Annotated in this window: 15 protein-coding genes and 1 tRNA gene; 4 read left to right on the top strand and 12 right to left on the bottom strand. The window is 69.3% G+C overall.

Annotation, left to right across the window (positions count from 1 at the left end):
- Window positions 1-7 precede the first annotated feature (7 nt).
- Window positions 8-2,143 carry a M3 family metallopeptidase gene (locus tag ACG04Q_RS18440; RefSeq protein ID WP_394512678.1) on the top strand — a complete coding sequence of 712 codons (2,136 nt, stop codon included), beginning with the start codon at window positions 8-10 and terminating at the stop codon, window positions 2,141-2,143.
- Window positions 2,144-2,171: 28 nt separating this feature from the next.
- Here the strand turns inward: ACG04Q_RS18440 and ACG04Q_RS18435 are convergent, their stop codons facing one another.
- From ACG04Q_RS18435 to hemA, 8 genes are all read right to left on the bottom strand, one after another.
- Window positions 2,172-2,750 carry a hypothetical protein gene (locus ACG04Q_RS18435; RefSeq protein ID WP_394512676.1) on the bottom strand — a complete coding sequence of 193 codons (579 nt, stop codon included), beginning with the start codon at window positions 2,748-2,750 and terminating at the stop codon, window positions 2,172-2,174.
- A gap of 95 nt (window positions 2,751-2,845) precedes the next feature.
- On the bottom strand, window positions 2,846-3,259 hold the full coding sequence (locus ACG04Q_RS18430; RefSeq protein ID WP_394512675.1) for a hypothetical protein: 414 nt from the start codon (window positions 3,257-3,259) through the stop codon (window positions 2,846-2,848).
- Window positions 3,259-3,822, bottom strand: coding sequence for a UbiX family flavin prenyltransferase (locus tag ACG04Q_RS18425; protein WP_394512674.1), 564 nt, complete (start codon window positions 3,820-3,822; stop codon window positions 3,259-3,261). The genes ACG04Q_RS18430 and ACG04Q_RS18425 overlap by 1 nt, the downstream gene beginning before the upstream one ends.
- An 85-nt stretch (window positions 3,823-3,907) precedes the next feature.
- Window positions 3,908-4,219 carry a Grx4 family monothiol glutaredoxin gene (grxD, locus tag ACG04Q_RS18420; protein WP_394512673.1) on the bottom strand — a complete coding sequence of 104 codons (312 nt, stop codon included), beginning with the start codon at window positions 4,217-4,219 and terminating at the stop codon, window positions 3,908-3,910.
- 57 nt (window positions 4,220-4,276) lie between these two features.
- Complete coding sequence (locus tag ACG04Q_RS18415) at window positions 4,277-4,852, bottom strand: hypothetical protein (RefSeq protein ID WP_394512672.1); 576 nt, start codon at window positions 4,850-4,852, stop codon at window positions 4,277-4,279.
- A gap of 126 nt (window positions 4,853-4,978) precedes the next feature.
- Window positions 4,979-5,788 carry a peptide chain release factor N(5)-glutamine methyltransferase gene (gene prmC, locus ACG04Q_RS18410; protein WP_394512671.1) on the bottom strand — a complete coding sequence of 270 codons (810 nt, stop codon included), beginning with the start codon at window positions 5,786-5,788 and terminating at the stop codon, window positions 4,979-4,981.
- Entirely contained in the window at window positions 5,785-6,870 is a 1,086-nt protein-coding gene (gene prfA, locus ACG04Q_RS18405) for a peptide chain release factor 1 (protein ID WP_394512669.1), read from the bottom strand. The genes prmC and prfA overlap by 4 nt, the downstream gene beginning before the upstream one ends.
- 64 nt (window positions 6,871-6,934) lie before the next feature.
- Window positions 6,935-8,197 (bottom strand): glutamyl-tRNA reductase, encoded by a 1,263-nt coding sequence (gene hemA, locus ACG04Q_RS18400; RefSeq protein ID WP_394512668.1) that lies wholly within the window; start codon window positions 8,195-8,197, stop codon window positions 6,935-6,937.
- Window positions 8,198-8,254: 57 nt separating this feature from the next.
- Between hemA and ACG04Q_RS18395 the strand changes: the two genes are divergently transcribed.
- On the top strand, window positions 8,255-8,530 hold the full coding sequence (locus ACG04Q_RS18395; protein WP_394512667.1) for a hypothetical protein: 276 nt from the start codon (window positions 8,255-8,257) through the stop codon (window positions 8,528-8,530).
- Here the strand turns inward: ACG04Q_RS18395 and miaB are convergent.
- From miaB to ACG04Q_RS18375, 4 genes are all read right to left on the bottom strand, one after another.
- On the bottom strand, window positions 8,520-9,872 hold the full coding sequence (gene miaB, locus ACG04Q_RS18390) for a tRNA (N6-isopentenyl adenosine(37)-C2)-methylthiotransferase MiaB (protein WP_394512666.1): 1,353 nt from the start codon (window positions 9,870-9,872) through the stop codon (window positions 8,520-8,522). The two genes, ACG04Q_RS18395 and miaB, sit on opposite strands and share 11 nt — an antisense overlap.
- Complete coding sequence (locus ACG04Q_RS18385; RefSeq protein WP_394512664.1) at window positions 9,869-10,246, bottom strand: hypothetical protein; 378 nt, start codon at window positions 10,244-10,246, stop codon at window positions 9,869-9,871. The genes miaB and ACG04Q_RS18385 overlap by 4 nt, the downstream gene beginning before the upstream one ends.
- A 78-nt stretch (window positions 10,247-10,324) precedes the next feature.
- Window positions 10,325-10,401 (bottom strand) — tRNA-Met (locus ACG04Q_RS18380).
- Window positions 10,402-10,427: 26 nt separating this feature from the next.
- The gene (locus ACG04Q_RS18375; protein WP_394512662.1) at window positions 10,428-12,080 is read right to left on the bottom strand and encodes a rhamnogalacturonan acetylesterase; all 1,653 of its coding nucleotides are present in this window, start codon (window positions 12,078-12,080) and stop codon (window positions 10,428-10,430) included.
- 133 nt (window positions 12,081-12,213) lie between these two features.
- Between ACG04Q_RS18375 and ACG04Q_RS18370 the strand changes: the two genes are divergently transcribed.
- Window positions 12,214-13,566, top strand: a complete 1,353-nt coding sequence (locus ACG04Q_RS18370) for a TolB-like translocation protein (RefSeq protein ID WP_394512660.1) — start codon at window positions 12,214-12,216, stop codon at window positions 13,564-13,566.
- Between the two features lie 366 nt (window positions 13,567-13,932).
- Window positions 13,933-17,133 carry a TonB-dependent receptor gene (locus tag ACG04Q_RS18365; protein WP_394512658.1) on the top strand — a complete coding sequence of 1,067 codons (3,201 nt, stop codon included), beginning with the start codon at window positions 13,933-13,935 and terminating at the stop codon, window positions 17,131-17,133.
- The last annotated feature ends 46 nt before the right edge of the window (window positions 17,134-17,179 follow it).

Below are 17,179 nucleotides of genomic sequence, written 5' to 3'. Positions count from 1 at the left end.
CTTGCCCATGCCCGCTGCCAAACGCATAGCGCCCCTGCTCCTGTCTGCCCTGATGGCCACCGGCCTGGCCGGCGCCCAGGCCCCTGCCGACAACCCGCTGCTGGCCACCAGCCCGCTGCCGCTGCGCTACCCGCAGTTCGACAAGCTGCGCGATGAGCATTTCGCGCCCGCGCTGGATCGCGGCATGGCCGAGCAGCTCGCCGAGGTGCAGGCCATCGCCGACAACCCGGCTGCGCCCACCTTCGACAACACCATCGTCGCGCTCGAGAAGAGCGGCCGGTTGCTGGCCCGCGCCAGCAACCTGCTGGGCAACCTGATGGGCGCCGACGCCAATCCGGCCCGCCAGCAGCTGCAGACCGATTACGCGGCCAAGCTGGCCGCCCAGCGCGACGCCGTGCTGCTGAACGCCAAGCTGTTCGCCCGCGTGCAGGCGCTCTACGCCCAGCGCGACAAGGCCGCACCGCATGCCGAAGGCAGGCGCCTGCTGGAGCGCACCTACCGCGACATGGTGCGGGCCGGCGCGTTGCTGAACGACGAGCAGAAGACGCGCATGAAGGCCATCAACGCCGAGCTGGCGACGCTGGGCGCGCGCTTCAGCAAGGCGGTGCTGGCCGAGGTGAACGACTCGGCCGTCATCGTCGACAGTGCCGAGGAACTGGCCGGCCTGACGCCCGCGCAGATCGCCGCGGCGGCCGACCTGGCTGCCAAGCGGGGCCAGAACGGCAAGTACGCCATCGCGCTGCTGAACACCACCATCCAGCCCTTCGAGACCAGCCTGCAGAACCGGGCGGTGCGCGAGCGGCTGCACCGTGCCTCGGTCGCCCGCGGTGCGCGTGGCAACGAGTTCGACACCCGCGCCACCGTGGCCCGCGTGCTGGCGCTGCGCCAGGAGCGCGCGGCGCTGCTGGGCTACGCGACGCCGGCGGCTTTCGTGCTGGAGGAAGAGACCGCCAAGTCCGCCGACACCGTCAACGCGTTGCTGCGCAAGCTGGCCCCCGCGGCGGTCGCCTCGGCCAAGGCGGAAGCGGCCGAGCTGCAGCAGCTTATCGACAGCGACCAGGCCGCCAAGGGCCAGCCCGGCTTCGCGCTGCAGGCCTGGGACTGGAGCTACTACGCCGAGAAGCTGCGCGCCGCCAAGTACGGCTTCGACGAGAACCAGCTCAAGCCCTACCTGGAGCTGACCAGCGTGCTGGAGCGCGGCGTGTTCTTTGCCGCCGAGAAGCTGTACGGCATCACCTTCAAGCGCCGCACCGACCTGCCGGTCTACCAGGCCGATGTGCGCACATACGACGTGTTCGATGCCAACGGCAAGCCGCTGGCCATCTTCATCGCCGACATGTACGCGCGGCCAGCCAAGCGCGGCGGTGCGTGGATGAACTCCTACGTCAGCCAGAACCCGCTGGAGGGCACGCAGCCGGTGGTGGCCAACCACCTGAACATCCCCAAGCCGCCGGCCGGCGAGCCGACGCTGATGACCTGGGACGAGGTCAACACGCTGTTCCATGAGTTCGGCCACGCGCTGCACTACATGTTCAACCAGAGCCGCTACCCCAGCCTGGCCCGCGTGCCGCGCGACTTCGTCGAGTACCCGTCGCAGGTCAACGAGGTCTGGGCCGACTGGCCCAGCGTGCTGGCCAACTACGCCAGGCACTACCAGACCGGCGCGCCCATGCCGCGCGAGCTGCTGGACAAGGTGGCCCGTGCCAAGCGCTTCAACCAGGGCTACACGACGCTGTCCTACCTGCAGTCGGCCATCCTGGACCAGCGCCTGCACCAGGCCACCCAGGCGCCGGCGCCCGAGGCGCTGATGGACATCGAGGCGCGGGTGCTGCAGGAGGAGGGCGTCGCCTTCCCGCCGGTGCCGCCGCGCTACCGCACGCCGTACTTCAGCCACATCATGGGCGGCTACGCGGCGGGCTACTACGCCTACATCTGGAGCGAGGTGCTGGACGCCGACACGGTGGAGTGGCTGCAAAAGCGCGGTGGCCTGAAGCGCGCCAACGGCGACGCGCTGCGCGCCAAGCTGTTGTCGCGCGGCGGCAGCGAGGATGCGATGGTGCTGTTCCGCAACCTCGTGGGCCACGAGCCGGACATCGCGCCGCTGCTGGAGCGCCGCGGGCTGGTGCTGCAGAAGCAGCCTTGAGTCGATGACGTCGCTGACGTCGCAGACTTCAGGCCCGGGCCGCGAGCGCGCCCGGGTAGCTCAGCGAGCTGCCCGTGGCCGACACCGAGAACACCACGCTGGACGTGCCGGCCTGCTGCATCAGCGACGTGTAGAGCGCCATGACGCCTCCGGCGCTCCTGGCCGCCTTGGCGGCCTGCGAGATGGCAGCGCTCTGCTGCAGCGTCGTCGACAGCTGCAGCGCCTCCTTGGCCTGTGTCGCGATGCGGTTGGCGAACGAGGGCCGGCTGGTGTCGGCCTTCAGGAAGGCCTGCGTGGCGGCCTTGTCGGCGTCGCTGCCCTTGAGGTCGACGCTGCCGTCGCTCTTGATGGCGAACTCGATGGCGCCGCCGAGCTTGACGCCGGCCTTGCCCATCGCCGCGCGCAGGTCGGCGGACAGGGCCTTCTGGCGGTCCTCCAGTGTCTGGATGGCGTTGGCGTTCTTGGGCGTGCCACTGACCCGCTGCATCGCGGCGGGCGAGATGGCGGCGGCGGTGGCCGACTTGCCGCCGGCTGCGGTGGCCTTGCTGCCATCCTGCCCCTGGTTGGACAGATAGCCGAGCAGCGCGCTGTTGATGCTGGAAACCATGGTGCCGGCATGTTGCGGCACCGCCTTGCGGCCTAACGCGGCAACAACCGGGGATTGGCGGCCTTGCTCGGGGGATGCGTCAGAAGCCCTGGGGCTCAGCCAGCGGGGCTGCGGCCCCGCGCGGCGACGATCCAAGACGTGATTGCCTGGCTGAGCGCGAAGGGCCCCCAGCCGCTCACGACGTTGAAGGACAGGAACACGCCACCGAGGATGAACAGCGCAAAGCTGAACACCATCAGCGCGACACCTAAGGCCAGAGAGCGCCGCGGTGAAAGCCAGCGGGGCCGCGCCACCGCGGCCAGCGCGGGCAGCATCACCAGCAGCACGCCGGCCTGCACCTCGGGGTAGCGCACGCCCTTGGTGAACATCGGAATGTCCGGCACACGATCCGGCGCAAGCGCCCAGTAGGCGAGTACCGCGATGCGCAGAGCGCAATCCAGCGCCGCCAGCCCGATGCAGACCCAGCCGACCTTGCCGAGGTGGGCTGCGGCTGCGTCCGTGGAGCCCATCAGAGCCCCGTCCAGACCTTGGGCTGCGCCTGCGCGATCCCCGCCAGCTCCAGCACGCGCTCCACCGTCTCGTTGACCATCTCGTCGATGCTCTTGGGGTGGTGGTAGAACGCCGGCAGCGGCGGGAAGCAGATGCCGCCCATCTCCGTCACGGCCACCATGTTGCGCAGGTGGGCCAGGTTCAGCGGCGTCTCGCGCACCATCAGGATGAGCTTGCGGCGCTCCTTCAGCGTGACGTCGGCGGCGCGCGTCAGCAGGTTGTCGCCCAGGCCATGCGCGATGGCGGCGAGCGACTTCATCGAGCAGGGCGCCACCACCATCGCGGCGGTCGAGAAGCTGCCGCTGGCGATGCAGGCGCCGACGTCGCCGGGCGAATGCGCGTGGTCGGCCTCAGACTCCAGCGACGAGCGGTCCAGCCCCAGCTCGTGGTGGGCGTTCAGGATGCCCGCGGGCGTGGCCACGAGGTGGGTCTCCACGCCCAGCTCCCGCGCGCGGCGAAGCAGCCGCAGCGCATAGGCCGCGCCGGTCGCTCCCGTCAGCCCGACGACAAGCCGTGGCGTCATGCCAGCCCCTCGCTCGACGGGGGCGTCGAGTGATCCTCCGCGGGGATGCGAGCCGGCTCGGGAGCGGCCCAGCGCTCGTCTCGCATCAGGCGGCCAGCGCCTGCTGCAGCTCGCCCGACTCGTACATCTCCATCATGATGTCCGAGCCGCCGACGAATTCGCCGTTGATGTAGAGCTGCGGGATGGTGGGCCAGTTGGCGTAGTCCTTGATGCCCTGGCGCACGGCCTCGTCTTCCAGCACGTTGAAGGTCTTGATGTCGGTGGCGCCGGCGGCCTTCAGGATCTGGATCGCACGGCCGGAGAAGCCGCACATGGGGAACTGGGCCGTGCCCTTCATGAAGAGCATGACGCGGTTGGACTTGACCAGGTCATCGATGCGTTGCTGAACGTCGCTCATGGGGATCTCGGGTTTTATGAGGAAACCCGGATTATCCGAGACCGCGCGGCCCGGCCCTCAGTAGCTGTACGCCAGGCCCAGTTGGAGCAGGGGCTTGAAGCGCAGGTCGCGCATGGCGTCCTCGAAGCCCTGGGCGCTGCTGCGGCCCAGCCGCAGGTCGCCGACGGTGCCGGACATCAGGCCCAGGTCGGCGCTGAACGCGAAGCCGCTGCCCTTGAGCCGGCCCGTGTAGCCGATGCCCAGGTAGGACAGGTTGCCGCTGGGCTCCAGCGAGTAGGCATCCAGCCGGCTGAGCGCGAAGCTGCGCCGGCCGGCCGCCAGCGGGCCGCTGCCCAGCGCCAGGCCGCCGCTGCTCTGCGACACGGACAGCGGGCCCAGCAGCAGGCCGCCGGTGGCGCGCAGGCCGCCGTTGACGCCGGACAGGCCGGACTTGGTCAGGTAGTAGTCGCCCAGCAGGTTGGCGCTCAGGATGCGGGAGCCGCCCAGGTGCGGCGTCGTCGCGTCCAGGCCGCCGTCGGTGCTGCTCAGCTGCAATCGGGCCTGCCAGCGCGGATTGGCATCGCTGTCAGCCGAGGCGGACGCGGTGAACAGGGTGGCGAGGCTCAGGACTGCAGCGCTGGCAAGGCGGGACATGGCGGGCTCCTGCGCGGTGCAAGACGGGGCACCGGGATTGAATACTACGCCCGCCCTGGTGACCGGTGAATGAGGAACTGACGGCAAAACCTCACGCAATGAGGGCTTGTGAAGCGGCGAGCCCGCTCAGTCCGGGGCGATCCAGCGGCCACCGCTGGCACGCGCCCGGCCGCCGAGGTCGCGGCGCAGCGTGATGTCCCCGAAACCCTGGGCAGCCAGCTGTTGCGCCACCGCATCGGCCTGGTCCCAGCCGTGCTCCATCAGCAGCCAGCCGCCGACCAGCAGGTGAGCGGGCGCGCCGGCGGTGAGCTGGCGCAGGTCGGCCAGCCCGTCACCGCCGGGCGTCAGCGCGGTGATCGGCTCATGGCGCAGCGCCGGCAGGTGCGGGTCGTCGCCGGCGATGTAGGGCGGGTTGCTGACGATGAGGTCGAAGCGCTCGCCGGCCAGCGGCGTGAACCAGCTGCCATGGCGCCAGTCGACGGCGAGGGCCAGGCGTTCACCGTTGCCGCGGGCGACGGCCAGCGCGTCGGCGCTGACATCGACGGCCGTGACCCGCGCGCGCGGGCAGGCGGCCTTGATGGCCAGCGCGATGGCGCCGCTGCCGGTGCCGAGGTCGACGACGCGGGGCTCGTCGGGCAGCGCGGCCAGCAGCTCCAGCGCCCAGTCCACCAGCGTTTCGGTGTCCGGCCGCGGGATCAGCGTGGCGGGCGTGACGGCCAGCGTGAGGCCGTGGAAGGGCTGCCAGCCGGTCAGGTGGGCCAGCGGCTCGCCACCGGCCAGGCGGCGCAGCAGGCTTTCAGCGCCGGCCACGGGCGCGTCACCGTGCGTGACCAGCCACGCACGCCCCTGGCCGGTCAGGTGGGCCAGCAGCGTCTGCGCGTCGCCGCGCTCGACGCCGAGCTGGCGGGCCAGGGCGAGGGCGTCGTCGACCGTCATGCGCGGCCAGCCTCCAGTTCGGCCAGCTGCTCGGCGGCCTGCGCGGCGAGCAGACCCTGGATGACGTCGCTGAGGTCGCCGTCCATGATCTGGCCCAGCTTGTAGAGCGTCAGGTTGATGCGGTGGTCGGTGAGGCGGCCTTGCGGGAAGTTGTAGGTGCGGATGCGGTCGCTGCGGTCGCCGGTGCCGATCAGGCCTTTGCGCGTGGCGGCCTCCCTGGCGGCGCGCTCGCTGCGCTCCTTCTCCTGGATGCGCGCCTGCAGCACCTGCAGCGCCTTGGCCTTGTTGCTGTGCTGGCTGCGGCCGTCCTGGCACTCGGCCACGATGCCCGTGGGCAGGTGGACGACGCGCACGGCGGAATCCGTCTTGTTGATGTGCTGGCCGCCGGCGCCGCTGGCGCGGAAGGTGTCGATGCGCAGGTCGGCCGGGTTCAGCGTGATGGCCTCGGCCTCATCGGGCTCGGGCATCACGGCAATGGTGCAGGCGCTGGTGTGGATGCGACCCTGGGTTTCGGTGGCCGGCACGCGCTGCACGCGGTGGCCGCCGGACTCGAACTTGAGGCGCCCGTAGACGCCGTCGCCCTCGACGCGCACGACCAGTTCCTTGTAGCCGCCCAGGTCCGACACGTTCTCCGACAGGATCTCCGTGCGCCAGCCCTGGCTGTCGGCAAAGCGCAGGTACATGCGTGCCAGGTCGCCGGCGAACAGCGCCGACTCGTCGCCGCCCGTGCCGGCGCGGATTTCGAGGAAGGCGTTGCGCTCGTCGTCCGGGTCCTTGGGGATCAGCGCGAGCTGCAGCTCCTGGTCCAGCGTGGCCAGCGCCGCTTCATTGGACGCGATCTCTTCGCGGGCCATCTCGGCCATCTCGGGGTCGGCCAGCATGTCGCGCGCGGCGGCCAGGTCGGCTTCATGCGCCTGGTAGCGGCGGTAGCGCTCGACGAGGCCCGACACCTCGGACTGCTCGCGGGTCAGGGCGCGGTAGCGCTTCAGGTCGGCGGCGATGCTGCCGTCGGCCAGGATGGTGTCCAGCTCGGCGAGGCGGAAGGCGAGGCGGTCGAACTGCTGGCGCAGGGAGTCTTTCATGGGGCAACGGGTAGGCAGTCAGGGGCGGCGCCGTGCAGGCGCCGGGCGGCGGGCGGGAGCGCCGCTAGGACTTGCCGCCGCGCAGGAACAGGCGCGAGACGGTCTGTGCCAGCTGCAGGCGTTGCTCGCCATCGCTGGCGTGCAGCTCGGCCAGCGTGCCGTGCAGCAGCTTCTGCGTGAGGCCCTTGGTGAGGGCGTCCAGCACCTCGTCCACATCCGCGCCCTTGGCCAGCAGCTTGCGGGCGCGGGCCATTTCGATGGCGCGCCAGTCGTCGGCCTGCGCGTGCAGGGCCTGGATCAGTGGCACGGTGTGGCGCTGGTCCAGCCAGTGCATGAAGCTCTGCACGCCGGTCTCGACGATGGCCTCGGCCTGCTCGACGGCGGCCTGGCGCTTCTCGCCGGCGGTCTGCACCTGCTGGGCGAGCTCGTCGACGGTGTAGAGGTAGACGTCGTCCAGCTGGGCGACCTCGGGTTCGATGTCGCGCGGCACGGCGAGGTCGACCATGAACATCGGGCGGTGCTTGCGCTTCTTCAGCGCCCGCTCGACGGCGCCCAGGCCGATCAGCGGCAGGCTGGACGCGGTGCAGGAGACGACGATGTCGAACTCGTGCAGGCGCTCGGGCAGGTCGGACAGGCGCACGGCCTCGGCCCCGAAGCGGATGGCCAGCTTCTCGCCGCGCTCCAGCGTGCGGTTGGCCACGGCCATGTGGCGCGGCGAGCGGGCGGCGAAGTGAGTCGCGGTCAGCTCGATCATCTCGCCCGCGCCGACGAACAGCACGCGCGTCTTGGCCAGGTCTTCGAACAGCTGGCCGGCCAGGCGCACGGCGGCGGCGGCCATGCTGATGGAGTGGGCGCCGATCTCGGTGGAGGAGCGCACTTCCTTCGCGACCGAGAAGCTGCGCTGGAAAAGCTGATGCAGCGTCGTGCCCAGGGCGCCGGCGGCCTCGGCCTCTTTCACGGCCTGCTTCATCTGGCCGAGGATCTGCGGCTCGCCGAGCACCATCGAATCGAGCCCGCTGGCGACGCGGAAGGCGTGGCGCGCAGCGGCGCTGCCCTGCATCACATAGGCGTGTTCGCGCAGCGCGCCGGCATCGACGCCGCCGGTCTGAGCGAGCCACGCGATGGCCGGCTGCACCTGCGCCTGCGGCGCGGCCACGTACAACTCGGTGCGGTTGCAGGTGGACAGGATGGCTGCCTCGGGCGCGCCCGGCAGCCGCTGGCGCAAGCCGGCCAGCGACGGGGCGAGCTGCTCCAACGTGAACGCAAACCGCCCGCGCAGGTCCAGCGGGGCGGTGTGGTGGTTCAGGCCGAGGGCGAAGACCGACATGGTTGCCAATTGTAGGATTCGCGGCCTTCGCCGCCCCTGACACGGATCAATCCCCGCATGAGCCCTTTGGATGCTTTCTGGCATATCGCCAACCTGTTCGCGCCGGCCTGGGGGCTGGCGGCGCTGCTGGCGGCGGCCATCAAGCTGGCCTGGTGGCGCGAGGCCAAGCCGCTGCGCTGGCTGCGGCTGTGGGGCTGGGGCTCGGCGGGCGGTGCCGTGGCCGTGATCGTGTCGCTGGTGCTGCTGGGCCGGGACGGTCGCATGGCGGGCTACGTCCTGCTGGTGCTGGGCGTGGCGCTGCCGCAGTGGTATTTGTTCAGCGTCAAGCGCTGAGCACGTCTTCCGTCGTCACGACCTCGCCGCGCAGCGAGTGCGCGAAGGCGGTCGTGATGCGCACGTCCACCAGCTGGTTCATCAGCCGCTGGGCGCCAGGGAAGTTGACGATGCGGTTGCATTCGGTGCGGCCCATCAGCTCGTTGGCGTCCTTGCGGGCGTTGCCCGTCACCAGCACCTTCTCCACGCGGCCGACCATGCCTTGCGAGATGGTCAGCGCATGCGCCTCGATGGCGGCCTGCAGTTCCTGCAGGCGCTTCACCTTGACCTCGTAGGGCGTCGTGTCCTCCAAGGCAGCTGCCGGCGTGCCGGGGCGGGGGCTGAAGATGAAGCTGAACGACGCGTCGAAGCCGACGTCGTGCACCAGCTTCATCAGCTTGGCGTGGTCGTCTTCCGTTTCACCGGGGAAGCCGACGATGAAGTCGCTGGCCAGGCGCAGGTCCGGGCGGATGGCGCGCAGCTTGCGCACGATGCTCTTGAACTCCAGCGCCGTGTAGCCGCGCTTCATCGCCATCAGGATGCGGTCGCTGCCGTGCTGCACCGGCAGGTGCAGGTGGTTCACCAGCTGCGGCACCTTGCCGTAGGCCTCGATCAGGCGCGGGCTGAATTCGTTGGGGTGGCTGGTGGTGAAGCGCAGGCGGCGGATGCCGGGGATCTCGGCGGCGTATTCCAGCAGCAGCGCCAGGTCGGCGAACTCGCTGGTGTCGCCCATCTTGCCGCGGTAGGCATTGACGTTCTGGCCGAGCAGGTTGATCTCCATGACGCCCTGGTCGGCCAGGCCGGCGATCTCGGTCAGCACGTCGTCGAACGGGCGCGAGACTTCCTCGCCGCGGGTGTAGGGCACCACGCAGTAGCTGCAGTACTTGGAGCAGCCCTCCATGATGGACACGAAGGCCGACGCGCCCTCCACCTTGGCCGGCGGCAGGTGGTCGAACTTCTCGATCTCGGGGAAGGAGATGTCCACCTGCGGGCGGCGCTGCTCGCGGCGGGCTTCCAGCATCTGCGGCAGCCGGTGCAGCGTCTGCGGGCCGAAGACCACGTCCACGTAGGGCGCGCGCTCGATGATGGCGGCGCCCTCTTGAGAAGCCACGCAGCCGCCGACGCCGATCATCACGCCCTTGGCCTTCAGGTGCTTCACGCGGCCGAGGTCGCTGAAGACCTTCTCCTGCGCCTTCTCGCGCACCGAGCAGGTGTTGAAGAGGATGAGGTCGGCCTGCTCGGGATCGTCGGTGGGCGTGTAGCCCTTGGCGGCTTCGAGCACGTCGGCCATCTTGTCCGAGTCGTACTCGTTCATCTGGCAGCCGAAGGTCTTGATGTAGACCTTTTTGGAGGTATCGCTCATGGCTTGATCCAGGTCTGGCTGGCCGGGATGAACTGCCAGGTGGCGGACTCGGCGGGCGTCGTGGGCCAGGGCTTGTTGGCGATCTCGGCCGGGTTCAGCACCCAGACGTCCATGATCAGGCCGCTGCTCTCGACCGTGTAGTGCACGATGGCCTTCTGGCCGGTAAGGCCGGCGGGCGGCACCCACAGGTTGGTGTCGGTCTTGATGCGGCTGCCGGGGGCGAGGCGCACGGGCCGGCCGTTCATCAGCGCGTCGGGGAACTGCGTGATGACGAGTTCGCCGCGCAGCGCGTGGGCGGGAAAGGCGCGGTGCTGCTGGGCTTGGGCCGTCAGGCTGGCAGCGGCCAGAAGCAGGGGGAGGGCACAGCGGTACATGGTATGTGTCCAGTGGCTGCGAAAGCGGGCTGAAAAGACAAACGGCCCGAGCTGTTGGTGCTCGGGCCGTTCGGATTTTGGTGGCGCTTCAGGGATTCGAACCCCGGACCTGCGGATTATGATTCCGTCGCTCTAACCGGCTGAGCTAAAGCGCCTAAGCCCGCCATTCTAAGCGCACTTTTCAGGGCTTGGCAAGAAGTGCTGAAAAATTTTGTTTTGGCAGGCGCTTCAGGCCCTCGACGACCTGGGCGGCGTTGAAGCGGGCGCCGGCGTCGTTGGTGTGCGTGCGGGCGTCGGAGAACAGGCCGTCCACCGTCTCGGCGCCGGCGGCGCGGTAGGCCGTGGCGACGAGCATCGTCAGGTCGACGAACTGCGCGCCGTGGGCGCGGGCCACCTGTTCGCCCCAGGCGGCGTAGTTCTCGAAGTCACGGGGTTGATCGGGTTTCCAGCGGTCCTTGTGCGGGATGGGCGACAGCACGACGACGTTGGCGCCCCTGGCCTTGGCATCGGTGATGTAGCGGGCCAGGTACCAGCCGAAGCTCTGCACCATTTCCTTGGTGCCATCGGGCCGGGTGTCTTCCACGGTCTCCGGGCCGATGCCGGGCACCGAGCCGCGGTTCTTGCTGGCGGGGTCGCCGATGCGCGCGCCGTCGTTGTGGCCGAACTGGATCAGCAGCCAGTCACCGGCCTTCAGTTGCTCCAGCACGGCGGCCCAGCGGCCTTCGGTGAAGAAGGTGCGGCTGCTGCGCCCTCCGATGGCGTTGTTGACGATGTTCACCTTGCTGGTGTCGAAGAACGCGCCGAGCCGCTCGCCCCAACCGAAGGCGCCGTTCTGGCCGCCGCTGCGCACGGTGGAGTCGCCGATCAGCACGATGCTGGGCAGCCGCGGGTCGCGCGGCGCTTCGACCTTGACCTTGCGGGCATCCACGACCGGCCGGTCGTCGCTGCCGTCCGGCGCGAAGCGCTGCTTGTAGACGTCCTCCGGCAACACCTTGTTCTGCAGCAGGCCGGCGATGACCAGCTGCGCGTTGACGGCGGCGCCCAGCCAGTTGGTGTGCACGGTCTCGGGGTCGGGCGGGAATAGTGTGGCCACGATGTCCTTGCCCAGCGCCTCGTAGCGTTTGGCACCCCACTCGTTGAGGTCGATGAAGGCCACGCCTTCCTGTTTGGCGACCTCGGCCGCCCAGGCGGCGAAGTTGCCGCCGGCGCGGGTCACGGTCTTGCCATCGGGCTCCCAGCGCTTGCGGATGACCGGCGACGCGACGACCGGCGTGGCGCCCGCGGCGCGGATCTCGGCGATGTAGCCGCGCAGGTAGGCGCCGTAGGTGAAGACGGTCTCGGGCTTGCCGGTCAGCAGGTTGGTGATGTCTTCCTTCTCCGGCCCGGTGCCGCGCAGCACGCCGCGGGCGCGGCTGTTGTCGTTCACCGGGCTGGCGTCGTTGTGGCCGAACTGCATGACGACCCAGTCGCCGCGCTTGATGAAGGGCCTGGTGCGGTCCCAGTGCCCGCTGGTGCGGTAGGTGCGGCTGGACAGGCCGCCGACGGCGCGGTTGACGACGTTGATCTTGGTCGTGTCCAGGTAGGCGGCGATCGGGTTGCCCCAGCCCCACTGGCCCTCGGCGCCCTTGCCCTGGCCGTCGTCGCGGCCGTTGCGCACGGTGGAGTCGCCGATGAGGATCAGCGACGGCAGCGCCGGGTTGGCGGGCTCGGGCAGCGTGACCTGGGCGCGCGCGGGGTCGGTGGTGGCGGTGAACTCCTGCGCGTGGGCCTGCATGAAAGGCAGGGCGAGTAGCAGCAGGGCGGCGACGCCGCGGCGGGTGGGCTTGGCAATCATGGCGCGGATGCTAGGAGCAGCCGCAGGCCGGGCGCCGTCTGCGACGACGCAAGTTCTTGAGCGATTGGCGGCCAGCAACATCCAGCAACGCTGCCCCTTCTAGAGTGCCGCCACCTTGAACCGGGGCTCCGCCATGTCGTTTCGCAACACCTCCCTGCTGCTGGCCGTTCTGCTCGCCGCGTTGCCCGCCTGGGCCCAGATCGGCCAGCGCTTCCCATCTGAAAAGAAGATCGTCACGGACCCCGTCACCGGCACGCCGCTGACCTTCCTGACCACGCAGCCGCGCGGCGACGCCAAGATCTACCCCAGCCACCCGCAGTGGACGGCCGACGGCCAGTGGCTGGTGTTCCGCTCCAACCGCGTGAAGGGCGAGGCCATCGCCGTCAACGAGGCCAGCGGCGAGATGGTGCAGGTCACGGAGGGCGGCTATGAGGGCATGCTCAATCTCGCTCAGTCGGGCGGCAACCGGCTGTACTTCCTGCGCAAGGACCCGGCCGGCGGCAACGACAAGGTGCGCCAGGCCGTCGAGGTGGACCTGGACCGCGTGTTCGCCGACAGCCAGGCCGGCACGCTGAAAGCCGCCAGCGCCTACCAGCGCATCTTCGCCACGCTGCCGGCTGAGCTGGAAGCCTATGGCGACAACGCACTGGACGCCGATGGCCAGTGGTTCTACTTCCGCATCCAGGGCAAGGCCTATGCCGGCGCCCGGCTGCCGGCGGGCGCCAAGCCCGAGCCGGCGTTCGGCCCGCGCGGCATGGGGGCCGGCCCGCATGCCATCGGCAAGATCAACGTGAAGACCGGTGAGGTGCAGCACGTCGTCTCGGTGCCGTTCCAGATCGGCCACATCCAGAGCAACAGCTGGAACCCGGGCGAGCTGGTGTTCAGCTGGGAGACGGGCGGCAAGTCGCCGCAACGCACGTGGACGGTCAAGGGCGACGGCACGGGCCTGCGCCCGCTGTACCCGGAGGCGCCGTACGAATGGGTCACGCACGAGGCGGTCATCGGCCGCGACGAGGTGGCGCTGGCCATCATGGGCCACCGGCCCATCCCGGGCGTCGTCGACCCCCGGCGTGCGGCCGGCACCGCCGTCGAAGGCGCCAACCCCGGCCAGGAGGACGGCTGGGGCAACACCGGCACGCGCGAGAAGCCCACGGGCCTGGCCGTCGTGAACCTGCGCACGCGCGAGATGATCATCGCCGGCCAGACGCCCTCGGGCAGCGGCCTGTGGCATGTGCATGGCTCGCCGGACGGCCGCTTCGCCGTGGGCGACGACTTCAGCCGCAGCCTGTACCTGATCGACCGCCGTTCGCGCGAGATGGTGCTGCTGACCACCGGCCACAAGGACACCGCGCGTGACCATCCGCATCCGACCTTCAGCCCGGACGGCCGCAGGATCCAGATCCAGTCCGCCATGCTGGCTGCCGACGGGCGCGAAATGAATATCTGCATCGTGCCCGTGCCGGAGGCCTGGCTGGCGCGGAAATAGTATCTGCACGGCCCGGCCTGGTGGGTATTTGAGTATGTCGGCTCGGGATATTTGAATTGGCCGGATCAGTCTGCCAAATATTCACGCCTGCCGCCGCCTGCCGCCGCCTGCGCCACCGTGGCGCACTGCCGTGGTGCCCGTCGTTCGTGCGCGCCCATGACGGCGGTGGTCGGTCGTGGTGACGGCAACGCGCACGAATTTGAGCGGTTCGCGCACTGCTTCAGGGTTTACGAGAATCCAACCGATCAGCGTGGTGATTCTTTCGGCGCGGGTGGCTGCGTCTGGAATCTCGACCTCTAGACTGATTGGAGGGGCAATAAGGGCGGCATACCGAAATGCGCGCCTGCGAATACTCGGAGATAGAGAATGCTGAAGAAGAATCCCGGCGCCATGCCGGTGCTGCGTTGGACGCCGCTGGCGCTGGCCGTGTCGGCCGCGCTGACCACCCAGGCCCAGGCCCAGCAGGCGCCCGCGCCCGCCGCGGCGGCTTCGGCGCCGGCCGCCAAGCCGGCGGCCAAGGACACCAATCAGCTCGAGACGGTTGTCGTCACCGGCATCCGCCGCTCCATCCAGAGCGCCATCGAGCGCAAGCGCAACGCCGCCACGGTGACGGACAGCATCGTCGCCGAGGACATTGACCAGTTCCCGGACAAGAACGTCGGCGAGGCGCTGTCGCGCATCACGGGTGTGCAGCTGACGCGTGACTTCGGCGAAGGCACGCAGGTGTCCATCCGCGGCGTCGAGCCCGATCTGAACCGCATCGAGATCAACGGCATGTCGGTGCTCAGCGCCAATGGCGCCGGTGGCAACCGCGGTGCCGACCTGCGCGAGCTGGCGTCGGAGCTGATCGCCTCCATCGACGTCTACAAGGGCGTGCTGCCCAACGTGACCGAAGGCGGCGTGGGCGCCACGGTGCGCATCAACACGCGCAAGCCGCTGGACTTCGCCAAGCGCACGGTGGCCGTGAGCCTGGCCGGCGAGCAGGCCTCGCTGCGTGGTGGCGTGCAGCCGCGCGGCTCCGTGCTGCTGGCCGACAAGTTCCTGGACGGCAAGCTGGGCCTGATGGCCAACCTCGTCTATGACAAGGTCTACACGCGCGGCGACTTCGCCCGCAACACCGGCTGGACCTTCCTGCGCGACTGGGACAACTCCGCCGAGAAGACCCGCACCAGCCTGGATTCCCAGTACGCCGCCGTGACCACCAAGGCCGGTTGCAGCACCTTCACCGGCACCGCGCGCACCGCCTGCGAGACGCAGTGGTACGACTACGCGCCCAACACGCCGCGCGTGGGCATCTGGACGCGCGACCACCAGCGCTCCACGGTCGACCTGGCCGCGCAGTACAAGTTCTCGAGCAAGTTCGACGCCGAGATCAGCTACCAGACCAACACGCAGCGCCAGCGCCTGAACGACCGCAACTACGGCACCAGCTTCGGCAACAACGCCAACAACAGCACGTCGCTGAACGCGGCCCACCAGCGCCTGGCCACCCAGGCCGGCGGCGTGGCGCCCGTCTACAACGCCGACGGCACGCTGCGCACGGCCGGCACCTGCGGCGCCGTGTCCACGTCGGCCACGCCGGCCGGCATGACGTTCGACAACCACGTGGTCACCGGCTACACGGTGGGCGACTGCATGAACGTCGAGTCCAACGGCACCGGCCCGTTCGGCGGCTACAACGCGTTCAGCACGTCGGCGCGCGACTTCAAGCTCGACATCAAGTCCAAGTACCTGCGCACCGGCGCGCGCTACAAGGACGACCTCTGGCTCATCGAAGGCATGGCCGCCACGTCCAAGGCCGACTACGACAACCAGACCAACAACATCTCCATGGCGATGAGCGCGCCGGGCCTGAAGGTGTCGCTGGACGAGAACCACCTGCCGCACTTCACGTTCCCCGCGGGCTATGACCCGGCGGACCCGAACTCCTACTACCGCGCGGACATCCAGTTCCGCCCGATCCTGACGAACGATTCCGAGAACACGGCCAAGCTTGACTTTCAGCGCGCCATCACCGAGCTGCCGCTGCTGAACCGCCTGTGGTTTGGTGGCCAGTTCACGGACAAGCACACCAAGTCCTACGGCGGCGGCCAGCGCACGGTCAGCAACGGCGCAACGACGGCCACGTCCGACGACGTGCTGACGATGAGCGGCAACGTCAACGGCGCGCTGGTCTACGACCGCCTCGCGCCGGCCGTGGCACCCATGCTGAACAGCCCGTTCGGGTCGCCCAGCAACTACACCAAGTACGTCAACAAGGCGACGATGCTGGCGCTGGCCCAGTCGGCGCTGCAGCCCACCGGCGGCAGCGGCTTCTTCTCGGGCTACAGCGGCGTGTCGGGCTATCCGTCGGGCTGGCTGTCGCCCAACTACGCGGTGGCGTCGCAGTCGTTCGACACGTCGCTGTTCAACCTCGACCACGTCTACAACTCGCCCGCCAACGACGGCAAGACCTACCCGCAGTTGCCCACGTTCGACATCACCGAGAAGGTGACCGCCGCCTACGCCCGCCTGGACTTCGGCACCACGCTGTTCGGCATGGACCTGGACGGCAACTTCGGCGCGCGCTACGCCCGCACGCAGGTCAACGCCACCGGCACCGTGAACATCAAGACGGCGGTGTGGAACCCGACGACGCGCGCCTTCATCGTCTCCGGCAACGAGACCGCCATCACCACGCTGGACCGCACCTACAACGATGTGCTGCCCAGCTTGAACGCCGCGCTGACCGCGCTGGACGGCAAGTTCATCACCCGCGCCGGCTGGGGCAAGGTGCTGGCCCGCCCGAACCTGTCGCAGATGGCCCCCAACGTGACGTGCACGATCGGCCAGGGCTCCGACACGACCAACGGTGGCGACGGCTTCGACGACTGCACGGCCGGCAACCCGGGCCTGAAGCCCTTCCGCGCCACCAAGTACGACCTGAGCTTCGAGTACTACCCGACCAAGAGCGACCAGTTCAGCCTGGGCCTGTTCCGCAACGACATCAAGAGCTACGTGCTGCCCCAGCGCCAGCTGTTCACGCAGACCGACTTCTTCGGCGACGGCCGCCTGTTCGACGTGACGATGTGGGCCAACGGCGAAGGCGCCATCACGCAGGGCGTGGAACTCGCCGCCCGCAAGGCGCTGAACTTCCTGCCCGGCTGGGCCAGCGGCTTCGGCGTGGATGCGAACTACACCCGCATGGACTTCAAGTACCGCGCGGGCCGGGAACTCATCAACACGCTGGATGGCTCCATCCTGCCGTACCCCGGCATGTCCAAGAACGCCTACAACGTGGGTCTCTGGTATGACCAGGGCATGGTCAACGCGCGCCTGGCCTACCACCACCGCGACAGGTACTACACCGGCGGCAACGACGTGACGGGCAACCCGAACTTCCGCGACAAGACGGCCTACCTGGACGCCAAGCTGCAGCTGCGCGTCACGCCCAACCTGACCATCTCGCTGGAAGGCAAGAACCTGACCGACCAGGCCGAGCTGACCTACGCGGGCGACCTGTCGCGCCCCAACGAACTGGCATGGTCGGGCCGCCGCTACTACGTGACGCTGGGCTACAAGCTGTGATCTCCGGGCCTGGCCCGAGTGGCCAATCCTGTTGCACCTGAACCTC

Source organism: Pelomonas lactea (assembly GCF_043555885.1).
Lineage (GTDB): Bacteria > Pseudomonadota > Gammaproteobacteria > Burkholderiales > Burkholderiaceae_C > Pelomonas > Pelomonas lactea.
This window is presented reverse-complemented; position numbering and strand designations above follow the sequence as displayed.